A 14,589-nucleotide genomic window follows, 5' to 3' on the forward strand; every position below is an offset into this window, starting at 1 on the left:
AGATGCGCACGGCTCGGTCCGCTGGAGCGGAGACTACGGCAGCTTCGGTGCAGTCAACGGACAAACGCAGGACAGCGAAGGGCTGCGCCACGGCAACCCGGTGGAATCCCAGCCGTTACGCTACGCCGGACAATACGCGGATGAAGAAACCGGTTTGCACTACAACCTGTTCCGCTACTCTGATCCCACTGTAGGCCGATTCACCACGCAAGACCCGATTGGGCTGGCGGGCGGAATTAACCTCTATCAGTATGCGCCGAATACCAATGCAATAAGCATACACTCGATGTCCCACGCCCCGGTAAAGCAGCGTGGGAACATCGAAGGCAAACTAGGCGACGGCGGTGCCCTGTTCGTCCTGATCGACAGCGAAGCAAGCGACCTGCTGTTCGCCGTAGGTTTTCAACTGCGGTTGGAACTGCGTGCAAGTGCTGAAGCAGCGCTGGCAGCGCGCATTGAACGCGCAGCCCGGCGGTGGATTCAGCGGGCTGGGCAACTCGCCAGTCAGCTTAATGCGCTCGCGGCGTAAATCCGGATTCAGACGCGGCGTCGCGGACAGTAACGCCTGTGTATAAGGGTGCCGCGGATTGTTGAAAATGGCATCTTTACTGCCCTTCTCGACACAGCGACCCAAATACATCACCATCACTTCATCAGCGATATGCTCGACGACTGACAGATCGTGCGAAATGAAGACGTAAGACAGCCCCAAGTCCTGCTGCAAATCCATCATCAGGTTCAGCACCTGTGCGCGCACCGATACGTCCAACGCCGAAACCGGTTCATCGGCAATCACCACGTCCGGGTCCAACATCAGCCCACGAGCGATAGCAATACGCTGACGCTGGCCGCCAGAGAACATATGCGGATAGCGGTCATAATGTTCCGTTTTCAGCCCGACTTTCGCCATCATTGCCAGCGCTTTTTCACGACGTTCGGCTTTTGACAGTTCCGTGTTGATCAGCAGCGGTTCTTCGAGGATCTGTCCGACTTTCTTACGTGGGTTCAGCGATCCGTAAGGATTCTGGAACACGATCTGGATCTTCTGTCGACGCAGTTTCTGCGCTTCAGGATCGGGTTTCAGCAGATCCTGTCCCTGATAGTACAGCTCACCGTCAGACGGGGTTTCGATCATCGTCAGCAGACGGCCCAGCGTGGATTTCCCACAGCCAGACTCTCCCACCACCGCCAGCGTTTTACCGCGCTCCAGCGTAAAGGAAACGCCGTCCAGCGCTTTCACCATCCGCTCCGGTGCGAAAAAGCCTTTCTTCACCGGGTAGTGTTTTTTCAAATCAATCGCATGCAGTAAATACGGCTGCGATGTGGCGTTCAGTTCACTCATAGGGTCGGTCTCCCCGCATCATCCAGCGGTGTATGACATTTCACCTGACGACCAGGAATATCGCGCAGTGCAGGTTCTTCCTGACGGCAACGGTCCTGCGCATAGGGGCAGCGTGGGTTTAACAGACAGCCGTTCGGGCGATCGTATTTGCCCGGCACCACGCCCGGCAGCGATGCCAGTCGGGATTTGTCCGCCGCAAACTCCGGCAGCGCACGCAGTAATGCCTGGGTATACGGATGACGCGGCGCGCTGAAAATATCCGCCGCTTTGCCTGATTCCACCACCTGACCGGCATACATCACGATGATGTGGTGTGCCGCTTCAGCCACCAGCGCCAAATCGTGCGTAATCAGGATCAGCGCCATGTTCTCGCGCTGTTGCAGTTCGAGCAGCAGTTCAATGATCTGCGCCTGAATAGTCACGTCCAACGCCGTCGTTGGCTCATCGGCAATCAGCAGCTTCGGCCGGCAGGCAATCGCCATCGCAATCATCACGCGCTGGCTCATCCCGCCGGAAAGCTGATGCGGATACACATCGAGACGCGAAGCCGGATCGGGAATCCCAACCAGCGTCAGCAGGTCAATCGCCCGCTGACGACGGGTTTTGCGGTTACCACCCTGATGCACCTTGATGGCTTCCATGATCTGGTAGCCCACGGTGTAGCACGGGTTCAGGCTGGTCATCGGGTCCTGGAAGATCATCGCGACCTCCGAGCCCACCAGATTACGCCGTTCTTTCTCAGAAATTTGCTTTAAATCACGCTGGTTAAATTCCAGCTTGTCGGCCATCACTTTACCGGGGTAGTCAATCAGCCCCATTATCGCCAGCGAGCTGACGGATTTACCGGAGCCGGATTCCCCGACAATACCGACCACCTGCCCTTCTTCCACCTGATAACTGATGCGATCGACCGCCCGAAACGGCAGATCCTCGTCACCAAAGTGAACCGACAGTTTATCTACATTGAGCAACGCCATCTCTCTACCTCTGTTACTGCTTGAGTTTGGGGTCGAGAGCATCACGCAAGCCGTCCCCCATCAGGTTAAACGCCAATACCGTCAGTAAGATTGCCAGACCGGGGAATGTCACCACCCACCAGGCGCTTTGCGCAAACTGCAAAACGTCCGACAGCATGGTGCCCCATTCTGGCGTTGGCGGCTGTGCGCCCATACCGAGGAAACCCAAAGCAGCCATATCAAGAATGGCGTTAGAGAAACCGAGAGACGCCTGCACAATCAGCGGCGCCAGACAGTTAGGAAGAATGTTGACGAACATCTGACGCGCCGAACCGGCTCCCGCCACGCGTGAAGCCGTGACGTAATCGCGGTTAACTTCCACCAGCACCGCCGCACGGGTCAAACGGACGTAGTGCGGTAATGCCACGAAGGTCAGCGCCAGCGAGGCGTTCACAATCGAAGGCCCGAAAACGGCCACCAGCACCAGCGCCAGCAGCAGGCTTGGCAGCGCCAGCATGATATCGACGATACGCATGATGAGCGCATCAACCACACCGCCGAAATACCCAGCCAGCAGCCCAAAGATCACGCCCAGCACCAGCGACAGCGCCACCACCAGACAGCCGACCAGCAGCGACAGGCGTGCGCCATACATCAGACGGGACAGGACATCGCGCCCAACATCGTCCGTTCCCAGAATAAACTGCCAGCTTCCGCCCTCTTGCCAGACCGGCGGACGCAGCAGCGCATCGCGGAACTGCTCTGCGGGCGCATGTGGTGCCAGTACGTTGGCGCCAATGGCGATCACCAGCATCAGCACGACGTACACCATGCCAACAACCGCCCCTTTGTTACGTTTAAAATAGTGCCAGAATTCCTGTAGCGGGGTCATCGGCTTCGGTGCGCTATTTACAACAGGTTCAGTGACTTGTGTCATCTTAGCCTTCCCCTTATTTCTTGTGACGGATGCGTGGGTTAACCACACCGTAGAGCACATCCACCAGCAGGTTAACCAGAATGATCATGGTTGCTACCAGCAACACCCCGCCCTGAACTACCGGATAGTCACGACGCTGCAACGCATCGATCAACCACCGTCCCAGTCCCGGCCAGGAGAAAATGGTTTCCGTCAGGATTGCTCCGGCTAGCATAGTGCCGACCTGCAGGCCAATCACCGTCACTACCGGCAGCATCGCATTACGCAACGCGTGCACCACAATCACGCGCAGGCGGCTCAGCCCTTTGGCGCGAGCAGTACGAATGTAGTCCTCGCCCAGCACTTCCAGCATCGCGGAGCGCGTCATACGCACAATCACCGCCAGTGGAATGGTACCCAGCACGATGGCAGGCAGAATCATGTGTTCAACCGCGTCGATAAAGTCGCCTTTCTCACCCCAGAACAGGGTATCGATCAGCATAAAGCCAGTCAGCGGCATGCTGTCATCGAGGAAAATCGTGTCGCTAATGCGCCCCGAAACGGGCGTCAGGTTGAGCTGGACGGAAACCAGCATGATCAGCATCATGCCCCACCAGAAGATAGGCATGGAGTAACCCGTCAGCGCCAGGCCAACAGACGTATGATCGAAAATGGAACCGCGTTTAACCGCAGCCAGCACACCAACCGGAATCCCCACTGCGATAGCAAACATCATCGCGCAGATACCCAGTTCCAGCGTCGCTTTGAAGCGAGGCACAAATTCTTCCCACACAGGGATACGACTCTTGAGGGAGATCCCCAGATCGCCCTGCATCACACCGCCAATATAGTGGAGGTATTGCTGCCAAAGCGGCTTATCCAGCCCCATTTCAGCCAGCAATTGCGCATGGCGCTCGGCGGAGATACCCCGTTCCCCCGCCATGATCATCACCGGGTCGCCCGGAATCATGTGCACGAATGCGAAGGTCAACAGGGTGATACCAATAAACGTTGGGATAACTAACCCCAAACGCCGGAGTATGAACTGCAACATATCCCGAACTCTCTATTCATGCCCGTTGGCTCATTGGCCATCAGGCTTATCATTGCTCACAGATAAAAAATCGCCAGATGCGATTTTAACGTCGTGTGCGACGGCCCGCTGTGTGGCGGACAGGGAAGCCCGCCATAAGACTTTAACGGGCAAGAAACCCCGCCTCCACGATTCCTCTAACGAGAAACCGCAAGGTCGGGGTTTTTAGTGTCCGTGAAAATCGAGCGGCTGACTTAATCCAACGTCACGTTGTTGAAGCTATGCACACCACGCGGCTGAACCACATAACCTTTCACGTTTTTACGTACAGGTTCGTACACGGTAGAGTGCGCGACAATCAGCGCCGGAGCCTGATCGTGCATCACAACCTGTGCCTGCTTGTACAGTTCAATACGTTTTTCGTGATCGGAAACGGCGCGCGCTGGTTGGATCAAATCTTCAAACGGCTTGTAGCACCACTTGGAGTAGTTGGAGCCATTTTTAGCTGCATCGCAGCTGAACAGGGTCGCGAAGAAGTTATCTGGATCCCCATTGTCGCCTGTCCAGCCCATCAGCACGGTCTGGTGCTCGCCGTCTTTCGCACGCTTCAGATACTCGCCCCACTCGTAGGTGACGATCTTGGCTTTCACGCCCACTTTCGCCCAGTCGGACTGAATCATTTCCGCCATACGACGCGCGTTCGGGTTGTACGGACGCTGTACCGGCATGGCCCACAGGTCGATAGAGAAGCCGTCAGCCATACCCGCTTCTTTCAGCAGCGCTTTCGCTTTCTCAGGATCGTAGCTGTAGTCTTTAACGTCGTTGTTGTAGCCCCACATGGTCGGCGGAATCAGGTTGGTTGCTGCCTGGCCGGCCCCCTGATAGACCGCTTCGATAATGGCAGACTTGTTTACCGCATAGTTCAGCGCCTGGCGAATCTTGACGTTATCCAGCGGTTTTTTCTCAACGTTGTAAGCCAGATAGCCAACGTTCAGTCCAGGCTGTTCCATCAACGTGATGTTCTTATCTTCTTTCATCTTCGCGAGATCGGCCGGGTTTGGATACGGCATGATCTGGCATTCATCTTTTTGCAGCTTGGCGTAACGTACAGACGCATCTGGCGTGATGGAGAAGACCAGACGGTCAACGCCCGGCTTAGTACCCCAGAAGCCTTCAAAGGCTTTGTACAGAATGCGGGAATCTTTCTGATACTGCTGTAGCTGGAACGGGCCCGTACCGATTGGGTTCAGGTCAATTTTCTCCGGCGTACCGGCTTTCAGCATCTTATCCGCGTATTCCGCTGACAGGATGGAAGCAAAGTCCATCGCCAGGTTTGCCAGGAACGGCGCTTCTGGGCGGTTCAGCACAAAGCGGACGGTGTAGTCGTCAACTTTTTCGATTTTGCTGACCAGCTCCGGCATACCCATACCCTGATAGTATTCGTAGCTGCCGCCAGATACTTTGTGGTACGGATGGTTGGCATCCTGCTGACGCATGAAGGAGAAAATCACGTCATCAGCATTGAATTCACGAGAAGGTTTGAAATCCTTGCTGTCTTGCCATTTCACGCCTTTGCGCAGATGGAAAGTGTAGGTTTTGCCGTCTTCGCTAATATCCCATTTTTCAGCCAGACCCGGACCGGTGTCCGTGGTGCCGTCTTTAAACTCCACCAGACGGTTATAAATAGGAATAGAGCTGGCATCAAACGTCGTACCTGATGTGAACAGCTGTGGGTTAAAACCTTCCGGGGAGCCCTCTGAGCAGTAGACCAGCGTTTTTGCCTGAACGCCTGCAGCGACGGACATGGCGAGCAAGCCAAGACCGAACTTCAACACCCTTGATTTAACCAGGGACTTTTCCATTACTTATGCTCCATTGTGGATGATGTTGTGTGCTATACCCGCCCAAATCCAAGCTGCATACGCGTTAATACTGTTGTTAAAAACACAATCGTTAAAAGCGTGATTGCTAAAACACAGATGTTAACAACGCTGATGTCCTGTCCTGCATCTCGAAATGAATGAGGTATGGTTGGCCAGACCTGTATTTTTATGTGCTGCGGTCTGTACCCTGTCGCCCGAAGGCAAAATCAAAATAATGGGGAGAGGAATGGTGATTGCCACAACCGATAGTCGCACACTGTTAGATATAGTCATAATAACTACAACCTATACCTCGACGCGCCACAACCCGCTCACGGATGCTGGATGAAGACGTAGAATCATTCAGACAAGCCGTTGCTTTCCTCCTTATATCCCTATGACGCCCTCAATTTCTCAACAGATGGCGGTGACGTCAATATAAGCAGTAAGGATTTACAAAATTTCCTTACATTTTCTTAAAAGAGAAAATACAAGCTCATCACCTTACAAAAGGTGGATATTTTGCCTTTTTATTAAAAAACAGCGATAAAAACCGATACATTGCGGACATAAAGAAATTATCACCATTAAAAAAACTATAGTCATCTGGTCTTACATGTCCAAGATTTGAGCACTATTTTTTGTTAAAAACGTTAACAGCAGGTGAAAATCCTGATGGATAATAAGAAATTCTGATATTTTCCACGGTGCCATAAGTAGACAAATGACTATCTACGCTACAGAAAAAAACTCTGCGCGACAGAAGAAGCACCTTTTTCCCCTCCTCTAACTAGCCTTCTCCAGCGTGGTTTACCTGTGGGATAGCCGTTACCAGAGATCCATTGCTGAAGACATCCGTTAGATAAAGCATAGATAAAAAGGCAACTGATGCAGGGCTGAAGACGCATTCTGTTCGCAGTAGCATCGTCAGGGTGACGACCAGCGAGACAATGATATTGCTCAATAATTAACTGGCTATTTTAGTTAAATAAATATTTTCACTAAAATGAAAGTGCGCTATTTACTTATTCCCATAAAGTGGTATTTTCACTCTGTGAGTTACCTCACTCCCTTCTTTTAATTCCCCCGACGCACCCAATAAATTATTTTAATTACAAAAAAACAATATAAGTTATTTAAAATGGAGTTGCTGATAAGTTCACAAATACGCAATTAACGTATTATTTTTAACATTCCCTCATGCTAGATTACCCTCCAACAAGATTCATTGTTAAATAATATCCACTATTTCTTATCTTTTTGTTACTAACTGATAAAAAACAAAAAAACGTATTTTTCTGCATTCTGATAATAAACATCCCGCCGCTATTGGCATTAATAACGTTCGATAAACATACACATATCGACGACCAAAACGTCGATAACGATGCACTATCAATATCGCAACGACATTACGCGGCAGGCATGTAATTTCTTTCTGTACCAACTGTCCTAGCAGGGTGAATATAATGAAAAAAATTGAAACTGATATTCTATGTGAGAACGATCTCTCTCTGGAAACACAGGCATCGTTTCTCGGGGGCTTTTTTAAAAAGAAAATCGGCTCCGTTCCTGTTGCACTTTTTATGGCGATTGCCGCTATTGTTGCCATCGCGGCCTACGAGGGATACCTGCCTAAAAACATGATCGGCGGTTTCGCCGTCATCATGACCATGGGATTTTTACTGGCGCATATTGGCAGCAACATTCCCGTATTCAAAGATATTGGTGGCCCGGCGATTCTGTGCCTGATGGTACCTTCCGTGATGGTGTACTTTAATCTGTTTAATGACAACACCATGAAAACCGTCCATCTGTTGATGAAAGAGGCGAACTTCCTGTATTTCGTCATCGCCTGTCTGGTGGTCGGCAGTATCTTGGGCATGAACCGCAAGATCCTGATTCAGGGAATGGTGCGCATGTTCGTCCCGTTGGTCATCGGCACAGCAACAGCACTGGCAACCGGTTTGCTGGTTGGTAAACTGTGCGGCTATAGCTTCTATCACACCTTCTTCTTCATTATCGTGCCAATCATCGGCGGCGGGATTGGTGAAGGCATCCTGCCATTATCTCTCGCCTACTCTGCCATTCTGGGACAAACCCCAGATGTGTATGTGGCTCAGTTAGCGCCTGCTGCCGTCGTCGGTAACATCTTCGCGATTCTATGTGCCGGTGTGCTGTCTCGTCTGGGTATGCGCCGCAAGGATCTGAATGGCGAAGGCCGTCTGGTTCGCAGCGATGAAGACAACGCGATGTTTGCCGTCAATGAAGCACCAAAACCGGTCGATTTTCATCTGATGGGCGGCGGATTGCTGATGATTTGCGCCTTCTTCATCGTCGGTGGCCTGTTTGAGAAACTGGTACACATCCCTGGCCCAGTGCTGATGATTCTGATCGCTGTCTTCTGTAAATACGGACGCGTGATTCCTTCCATTATGGAAACCGGCGCGCACAGCGTTTACAAATTCGTATCCAGTTCTCTGGTATGGCCGCTGATGATCGGGCTTGGCATGCTGTATATCCCACTAGAGAGCGTCGTCGCGGTCTTCTCTGTCGGCTACGTCATCGTCTGCGGTTCTGTGGTGCTGTCTATGGCGCTGGTGAGCTTCCTGATTGCGCCTTACCTGAACATGTACCCGATTGAGGCTTCTATCGTGACCACATGCCACAGCGGGCTGGGTGGTACAGGCGACGTGGCGATTCTGTCCGCCTCTAACCGCATGTCTCTGATGCCGTTCGCCCAGATCGCCACCCGTATTGGCGGCGCGTCTACCGTCATCGCCGCAACGCTGCTGCTGGGCTGGTTTGCTTAATCTCAGTATCACGGTTTCCCCCAATCAGGGGGAAACCTTATTGATCATAGTGTGACTGCGCCAATAAAACGTCTTCGATATTTTTCTCGGCCCACCTGGCCAGCGGTTCAACGGCTTCCGATAACGTTTTACCCAACGGGGTCAGCGCATATTCCACCGTAACTGGCACCGTCGGGAATGCCTTTCGGGAAAGCAGACCGTCCCGCTCCAGTTTCTTCAGCGTTTGGCTCAGCGCTTTCTGCGATACCCCTTCAATTTCCCGCCGCAATTGGTTAAATCTCAGCGGCCCTGTTCTCAGCAAACCGACTATCAGCAACGCCCATTTATCCGCCAAACGTTCAAGCACCATTCTCGCCGGACAGCCTTGTAAATAGACGTTATAACGCTGCTCGTCTGCCTCAGTTTCCTTCCTCTCAGTCGCTGAATTTTTGGTCATGGTATACCCGAGTAAACTTAGTAGATTTAAGGTAACTTCTTGTTATGTTGGTTTCTAATATATACCTTATTGCCGTTAACTCCTAACCTGAATAAGGAAACACCATGACGAACATTGCCGTTGTTTACTTCTCTGGATACGGGCATACCCGGCGTATCGCGGAAGACGTTGCCAAAGGCGCTGATGCGGTACTCATTGCGATTGATGCCGATGGCCATGTCGATGAACAGGGATGGGAAACGCTGAATACGGCAGATGCCATTATTTTCGGCGCGCCAACTTACATGGGTTCCGTTCCCTGGCAATTCAAAAAATTTGCCGACGCGACTTCCAAAGCGTGGTTTACACGCGCATGGCAGGACAAAATTTTTGGCGGTTTCACCAATAGCGCCAGCCTGAATGGCGATAAGCAAGTTACGTTGATTTACCTGCAAACCCTTGCCTCTCAGCACGGGGGGATTTGGGTCAGTCTGGGGCTTGCCCCATCGAATACCCTTACCGCGACGCGAAGCGATATCAACAACCTCGGTGGCTCCGTCGGCCTTCTTGCGCAATCCCCATCGGATGCAGGCGCAGAAGCGATCCCCTCCGGCGATCTGGATACCGCAAGACACTACGGCAAACGTGTTGCAGACATTGCACGCCGTTTCAAAAACTAATTACGAACACTAACCTCACCAAAGGCATCACCAAACATGAAAAAAGCACTTTCTGTTTTATTGCTGAGCGGGCTGCTGGTCACTAGCGCAACGGTTTCGGCGCAAGAGACCGATCCTCATGCCGTTCCACTGGCAACCGCGTCGGAATTCATCGCTACCGGCAAGTCCTATAACGTCGATTTCGGCGATCAGAAATTCCGTCTGGATTTCAAATCACCGGCTGAAATGACGTTCACGTCTCCCGATGGAAAAAACAAGGCCGATGTTGCAATCACAACCACGAAGGTCGGTGATGGGGTGTATATGATCTACTGGTCACGCCGTGCAGGACAACACGTGGTTCACGTCGACGACTTCAAAAACGGTGTCTCTTATACCAACATCGTGTTACCGGATGGCTCCATTTCTCGCCGTCAGGGTACGCTGATCGAGATCAAGTAAGCGTTTACCGTTTTAGTATCGGTACAAATAGCACGAGGCGGGATCGCTCCCGCCTCGTCTCTGTTTCTGCTAGTCTTCTTCACCGCTTTTTATTCACTGCTTTTTATTCACAGCTTTTTATTCACAGTATTGGCGCAGCGAGTCCTGCTTTTCCGGCAACAGGCGATACAGATAAACCGGTCGACCGGTCGAGCCGTACAGGATGTTGGTGGTCAGGATGCCGGTGTCAGACAAGTAGATCAGGTATTTACGGCAGGATACGCGGGAAATGCCAATCGCATTCGCCAGCATTTCGGTAGAGAACTCAATACCCTGATTGCCCTCAATCCACTCGCAGACGGTACGCAGCGTCAGGCTGGTTAGCCCTTTCGGTAACTTCTTACGTTCGCTGACCGTGCTACTGCTGGTACGGCGAATCAGGTTATCAATATCCGACTGCCCAACAAAATCGCGGTGCTTGAACAAATTCGCCTCTTCGCGATAGGCGGTCAGCGCCTGTTCAAAACGCGAGAACTGGAACGGCTTAATCAGATAGTCCACAACACCGTAGTGCAGCGCTTTTTTGATGGTATACACATCGCTGGCAGAAGAGATGATGATGACGTCCGTCTTTTCACTGAATTCACGGATAGTCGGCAGCAGATCCAGTCCATTATCCTGCTGCATATAAATGTCCAGCAGTACCAAATCGATTTCCGAGTCAGGTTGCATCAGCAGGTTCCGCGCCTGCTGCAACGTGGGGACGGTCGCATAGCAGCTAAATCCAGAAACCTGGTTCAGATAAGATTTGTTAAGCTCTGCAACCATGGCATCGTCATCAACAATCAGTACATTAATCATGGTCAAACAGCCTTGCTTGATAAGGAATAGTAACGAAAAACTGGGTGTACACCTCAGGTTCTGATTCAAACTCGATAGTGCCGCCAATCTTCTCCAGACTCTGTTTGGTCAGGTACAGGCCGATACCGCGCCCGCTGCCTTTGGTAGAGAATCCCTGTTCATAAATGCGCGCCTGACTCTCCGGCGAAATGCCGGGGCCGTCATCCCCCACAGTACAGTGAAGGCGGCCATTTTGATGATGGAAACTCACGCTGATTTCGCAGTTTTCCTGCCCATCAATCGCGTCCATCGCATTCTCAATCAGATTACCCAATACGGTAATCAATTCATTGGTGGCATCGACATCATCGGTATCTGGCAGCAGACTCTCCTCACTGATGGAGAGCGTAATGCCAAGATCGCGCGCGCGGTTGATTTTACCCAACAGGAAGCCGGCAATCACTGGCGATTTCACTTTACGAATAATCGAACCAATTTCCGCCTGATAATTATTGGCCGTCTTCAGGATATAATCTTCCAGCTGCGAGTAATACTTTAAGTGCAGCATCCCCAGAATGACGTGCAGCTTGTTCATAAACTCGTGCGACTGCGCCCGCAGCGCATCCGCATAGTAGGACATCCCACTCAACCGTTGCAGCAGCTGGCTGATTTCCGTTTTATCACGGAATGTCGCAATTGCGCCGATAATATCGCCCTTCACAAAAACCGGAACGGTGTTAGTCAGCAGCAGGTGGCCGTTAAAGTTAATCTCTTCATCACGCCGTGGCGTGCCGCTCTCCAGCACCTGTTTCAGGTGCAGATGCTCAAGCCACTGTTCGCTGACGCGTTCGGCTGGCTTCAACGATGGCGTTTCGCTGCCCTGTGGCTTATTCTGCCGGAACAGCCGTCGCGCCTCATCATTAATTACCGTAATTCGCCCATTCTGGTCGACCGCGATAACGCCTTCTTTGATGTGTTTGAGCATCGCGTTGCGCTGTTCAAACAGATTCGAGATCTCAAACGGCTCGAATCCCAGCATAATGCGCTTGAGCACCTTCACCAGAATCAACGTGCCGAGCCAGCCGACCAGCGCCCCCGCCAGCAGCGTCCAGGGGATCATCCAGCGGTTATCGCTAATCACCTTCTGTACGCTGGTTAAGGCAATCCCCAGCGCGACGACGCCAACCTGCTTATGGTTGCTGTCGAAAACCGGCGTAAAGACCCGCAGCGCAGGATCGAGCGTTCCCCGATTAATGGCGGTATTTTCCATACCCAGCAGCGCCGGGTAGATATCCCGACCGGCAAAATGCTCGCCAATTCTTTCCGGCTCAGGATGACTATGGCGCACCGTATCCATGTCAGTCACCGTGACGAAAAGCAGTTGATTGCGCAGGCGAATCGTCTCCGCCGCGATCTGCACTTCTTCAGGTCGGCCAATCCCTTTCAGTTCATCAATGACGACGGGAGAGGCGGCAAATGTGCGAGCAATGGCAAAGGCTTTTTCTCGCAGATGATCTTCTGATAGCTGATTAATGCGAAAAAACAGCAAGGAATAGACCACCAGCAACACCGCGCCAAGCACAACTGACACCATCAGAAACACCGATGTTCCCAGCTTTAGCGGTGCCTTTTTCTTGCCCATGTCACTCTCCGAAACAAACATCATCACACCGTTATCTTATACTGTTTCGTCGCGTTTCGCGTGCCGTGATGCATACGCCCCGTCACAGGGACAGGGCGTAGGCGTGAAGAAAGGAATCAGGCTTAACGTATTGCGGTACATTTTTCGCCTCAGGCATGTCCCGCATCAGGAAAGCCAGTAGTACCTGCGCTTACCAGAAGCCGAGCAGTTTCCACCACATGCTGCCAACACCCAGCCAGATAGGGATGATGACCAGACTGATGGAGAAACCGATCTTCCACCAGGTTCCCAGCGGCATGTAGCCTGTACCGAACAGAATAGGAGCCGGGCCGCTGGAGTAGTGCGTCGTAGACATAAACAGGTTACTGAAGATACCGAACACCAGCACGGTCAGCATCGGCGGCGCACCGGCAGCCAGCGCGATAGAGACGAAAATCGCATACATGGCGCTGATATGGGCGATAGCACTCGCCATCAGATAGTGGCTGTAGTAGTAAACCAACAGCAGCAGACCCAGCATCGGCAGCCAGTGCATGCCACTCACCGCGCTGCCAGCCAGACCACCCAGCCAGGCAATCAGGCCCATTTTGTTGAGCTGACCCGCCAGTGTCATCAGCACGGCAAACCACACCACGGTGTGCCAGGCTTCTTTCTCACCCACCACGTCGTCCCAGCTCAGCGCACGGCTGAGCAACAGCACACTCAGGCCAGCCAGTGCGGTCAGGGTCGCATCGATATTCAGCGTGGAGCCCAGCACCCAGAAGATCACCAACCCCAGGAACACGCCCAGCACCACCCACTCGTCGCGGGTCATTTTGCCCATTTCACGCAGTCTTTCGACGGCGATCGCACGCATTTCTGAGGTTTTCTTCAGTTCAGGCGGATAGAAACGGTAGATCAGGTAAGGAATCAGCGCCAATGACAGGAAGCCCGGCAGCAGTGTCGCCAGCGCCCAGTCCGTCCAACTGATGTGAATACCAAACTGAGAAGCCAGCTTCGCCACCATCGGGTTGCCCGCCATGGAGGTCATGAACATCGCGGAGGTTACGGCGTTACATTGGAAAATAGACTGCACCAGGAACGCACCAATGCGGCGCTGCGTGCCTTTTTCCGGTGTGGAATCATAGGCCTCAGCAATCGACCGGAACAGCGGTGTGATAATCCCGCCGCAGCGTGCAGACGTGGAAGGCATGGCCGGGGCAAACAGCAGGTCGGTAAAGACCAGACCATACGCCAGACCGAGAGAACTGTTCCCCAGCTTGCTGATGAACAGCAGACCAATACGCCGACCGAAGCCGGTTTTGATAAAGCCGCGAGAGATAAAGAAGGCGCAGGCGATCATCCAAATGGTGGGATCGCTAAAGCCCGCCAGCACATCTTTAATGGACAATAACCCCAATATGGCGACCGAGGTCAGGCTGAACATCGCCATCGCGCCAAGCGGGTAAGGAGAGAGAATCAGACCGACAACGGTGGCAATGAAAATCGCCATCAGGTGCCAGGCATCGGGTTTAACCCCATCAGGAACCGGCAATAACCATAAGCCACCGGCAATACAAAGGATAATTAGAAGCTTTATTAACCTGCTGTTATTCGCAGACATAAGAACACCACTCTTCATTAAAACGGATTCTGTATTCCCCGTCGTACTTCGAGCCGAATTTGTGCTG

At 52.4% G+C, this 14,589-nt stretch carries 12 protein-coding genes and 1 pseudogene; 4 read left to right on the plus strand and 9 right to left on the minus strand.

Annotated elements, in window-relative coordinates; all coding sequences use genetic code 11:
- Positions 1-262, plus strand: a pseudogene (locus WCT94_RS14805) (RHS repeat-associated core domain-containing protein); the annotation flags it as partial.
- A gap of 69 nt (positions 263-331) precedes the next feature.
- On the opposite strand, the gene dppF reads toward WCT94_RS14805, so the two are convergent.
- The 5 genes from dppF to dppA form a co-directional block, all read right to left on the minus strand.
- Positions 332-1,342, minus strand: coding sequence for a dipeptide ABC transporter ATP-binding subunit DppF (dppF, locus tag WCT94_RS14810; protein ID WP_336710534.1), 1,011 nt, complete (start codon positions 1,340-1,342; stop codon positions 332-334).
- On the minus strand, positions 1,339-2,319 hold the full coding sequence (gene dppD / locus WCT94_RS14815; RefSeq protein WP_181847320.1) for a dipeptide ABC transporter ATP-binding protein: 981 nt from the start codon (positions 2,317-2,319) through the stop codon (positions 1,339-1,341). The genes dppF and dppD overlap by 4 nt, the downstream gene beginning before the upstream one ends.
- A gap of 13 nt (positions 2,320-2,332) precedes the next feature.
- Complete coding sequence (dppC, locus tag WCT94_RS14820; protein WP_012772790.1) at positions 2,333-3,235, minus strand: dipeptide ABC transporter permease DppC; 903 nt, start codon at positions 3,233-3,235, stop codon at positions 2,333-2,335.
- Positions 3,236-3,248: 13 nt separating this feature from the next.
- A complete protein-coding gene (gene dppB, locus WCT94_RS14825) occupies positions 3,249-4,268 on the minus strand; it encodes a dipeptide ABC transporter permease DppB (RefSeq protein WP_336870168.1) in 1,020 nt (339 codons plus the stop codon).
- Between the two features lie 233 nt (positions 4,269-4,501).
- Positions 4,502-6,109, minus strand: a complete 1,608-nt coding sequence (gene dppA / locus WCT94_RS14830) for a dipeptide ABC transporter periplasmic-binding protein DppA (protein WP_336870169.1) — start codon at positions 6,107-6,109, stop codon at positions 4,502-4,504.
- 1,469 nt (positions 6,110-7,578) lie between these two features.
- On the opposite strand from dppA, the gene WCT94_RS14835 reads away from it, so the two are divergent.
- Positions 7,579-8,922: a 2-hydroxycarboxylate transporter family protein gene (locus WCT94_RS14835; protein ID WP_336870170.1), complete on the plus strand. Its 1,344-nt coding sequence runs from the start codon at positions 7,579-7,581 to the stop codon at positions 8,920-8,922.
- A 37-nt stretch (positions 8,923-8,959) separates the two neighbouring features.
- On the opposite strand, the gene WCT94_RS14840 is transcribed toward WCT94_RS14835, so the two are convergent.
- Positions 8,960-9,358 carry a winged helix-turn-helix transcriptional regulator gene (locus WCT94_RS14840; RefSeq protein WP_336870171.1) on the minus strand — a complete coding sequence of 133 codons (399 nt, stop codon included), beginning with the start codon at positions 9,356-9,358 and terminating at the stop codon, positions 8,960-8,962.
- Between the two features lie 104 nt (positions 9,359-9,462).
- Here WCT94_RS14840 and WCT94_RS14845 point away from each other — a divergent pair, with 104 nt between their 5' ends.
- Positions 9,463-10,017, plus strand: coding sequence for a flavodoxin family protein (locus WCT94_RS14845; protein ID WP_336870172.1), 555 nt, complete (start codon positions 9,463-9,465; stop codon positions 10,015-10,017).
- A 36-nt stretch (positions 10,018-10,053) separates the two neighbouring features.
- A complete protein-coding gene (locus tag WCT94_RS14850; RefSeq protein WP_336870173.1) occupies positions 10,054-10,458 on the plus strand; it encodes a MoaF-related domain-containing protein in 405 nt (134 codons plus the stop codon).
- Between the two features lie 117 nt (positions 10,459-10,575).
- Here WCT94_RS14850 and dcuR read toward each other — a convergent pair whose 3' ends face one another.
- The 3 genes from dcuR to WCT94_RS14865 form a co-directional block, all read right to left on the minus strand.
- Entirely contained in the window at positions 10,576-11,298 is a 723-nt protein-coding gene (dcuR, locus tag WCT94_RS14855; RefSeq protein ID WP_010281107.1) for a two-component system response regulator DcuR, read from the minus strand.
- Entirely contained in the window at positions 11,291-12,919 is a 1,629-nt protein-coding gene (locus WCT94_RS14860) for a sensor histidine kinase (protein WP_336870174.1), read from the minus strand. The genes dcuR and WCT94_RS14860 overlap by 8 nt, the downstream gene beginning before the upstream one ends.
- Positions 12,920-13,109: 190 nt before the next feature.
- A complete protein-coding gene (locus WCT94_RS14865; protein ID WP_336870175.1) occupies positions 13,110-14,522 on the minus strand; it encodes a DASS family sodium-coupled anion symporter in 1,413 nt (470 codons plus the stop codon).
- Positions 14,523-14,589 lie beyond the last annotated feature (67 nt).

Origin of the sequence: Pectobacterium sp. 1950-15, assembly GCF_037136835.1 — a bacterium.
GTDB lineage: Bacteria > Pseudomonadota > Gammaproteobacteria > Enterobacterales > Enterobacteriaceae > Pectobacterium.

Coding starts and splice junctions, on each gene's coding strand:
- WCT94_RS14850 (WP_336870173.1), top strand. CDS start 10,054: ATGAAAAAAGCACTTTCTGTTTTATTGCTGAGCGGGCTGCTGGTCACT.
- WCT94_RS14835 (WP_336870170.1), top strand. CDS start 7,579: ATGAAAAAAATTGAAACTGATATTCTATGTGAGAACGATCTCTCTCTG.
- dppB (WP_336870168.1), bottom strand. CDS start 4,268: ATGTTGCAGTTCATACTCCGGCGTTTGGGGTTAGTTATCCCAACGTTT.
- dppC (WP_012772790.1), bottom strand. CDS start 3,235: ATGACACAAGTCACTGAACCTGTTGTAAATAGCGCACCGAAGCCGATG.
- dppA (WP_336870169.1), bottom strand. CDS start 6,109: ATGGAAAAGTCCCTGGTTAAATCAAGGGTGTTGAAGTTCGGTCTTGGC.
- dcuR (WP_010281107.1), bottom strand. CDS start 11,298: ATGATTAATGTACTGATTGTTGATGACGATGCCATGGTTGCAGAGCTT.
- dppF (WP_336710534.1), bottom strand. CDS start 1,342: ATGAGTGAACTGAACGCCACATCGCAGCCGTATTTACTGCATGCGATT.
- dppD (WP_181847320.1), bottom strand. CDS start 2,319: ATGGCGTTGCTCAATGTAGATAAACTGTCGGTTCACTTTGGTGACGAG.
- WCT94_RS14845 (WP_336870172.1), top strand. CDS start 9,463: ATGACGAACATTGCCGTTGTTTACTTCTCTGGATACGGGCATACCCGG.
- WCT94_RS14840 (WP_336870171.1), bottom strand. CDS start 9,358: ATGACCAAAAATTCAGCGACTGAGAGGAAGGAAACTGAGGCAGACGAG.
- WCT94_RS14860 (WP_336870174.1), bottom strand. CDS start 12,919: ATGGGCAAGAAAAAGGCACCGCTAAAGCTGGGAACATCGGTGTTTCTG.
- WCT94_RS14865 (WP_336870175.1), bottom strand. CDS start 14,522: ATGTCTGCGAATAACAGCAGGTTAATAAAGCTTCTAATTATCCTTTGT.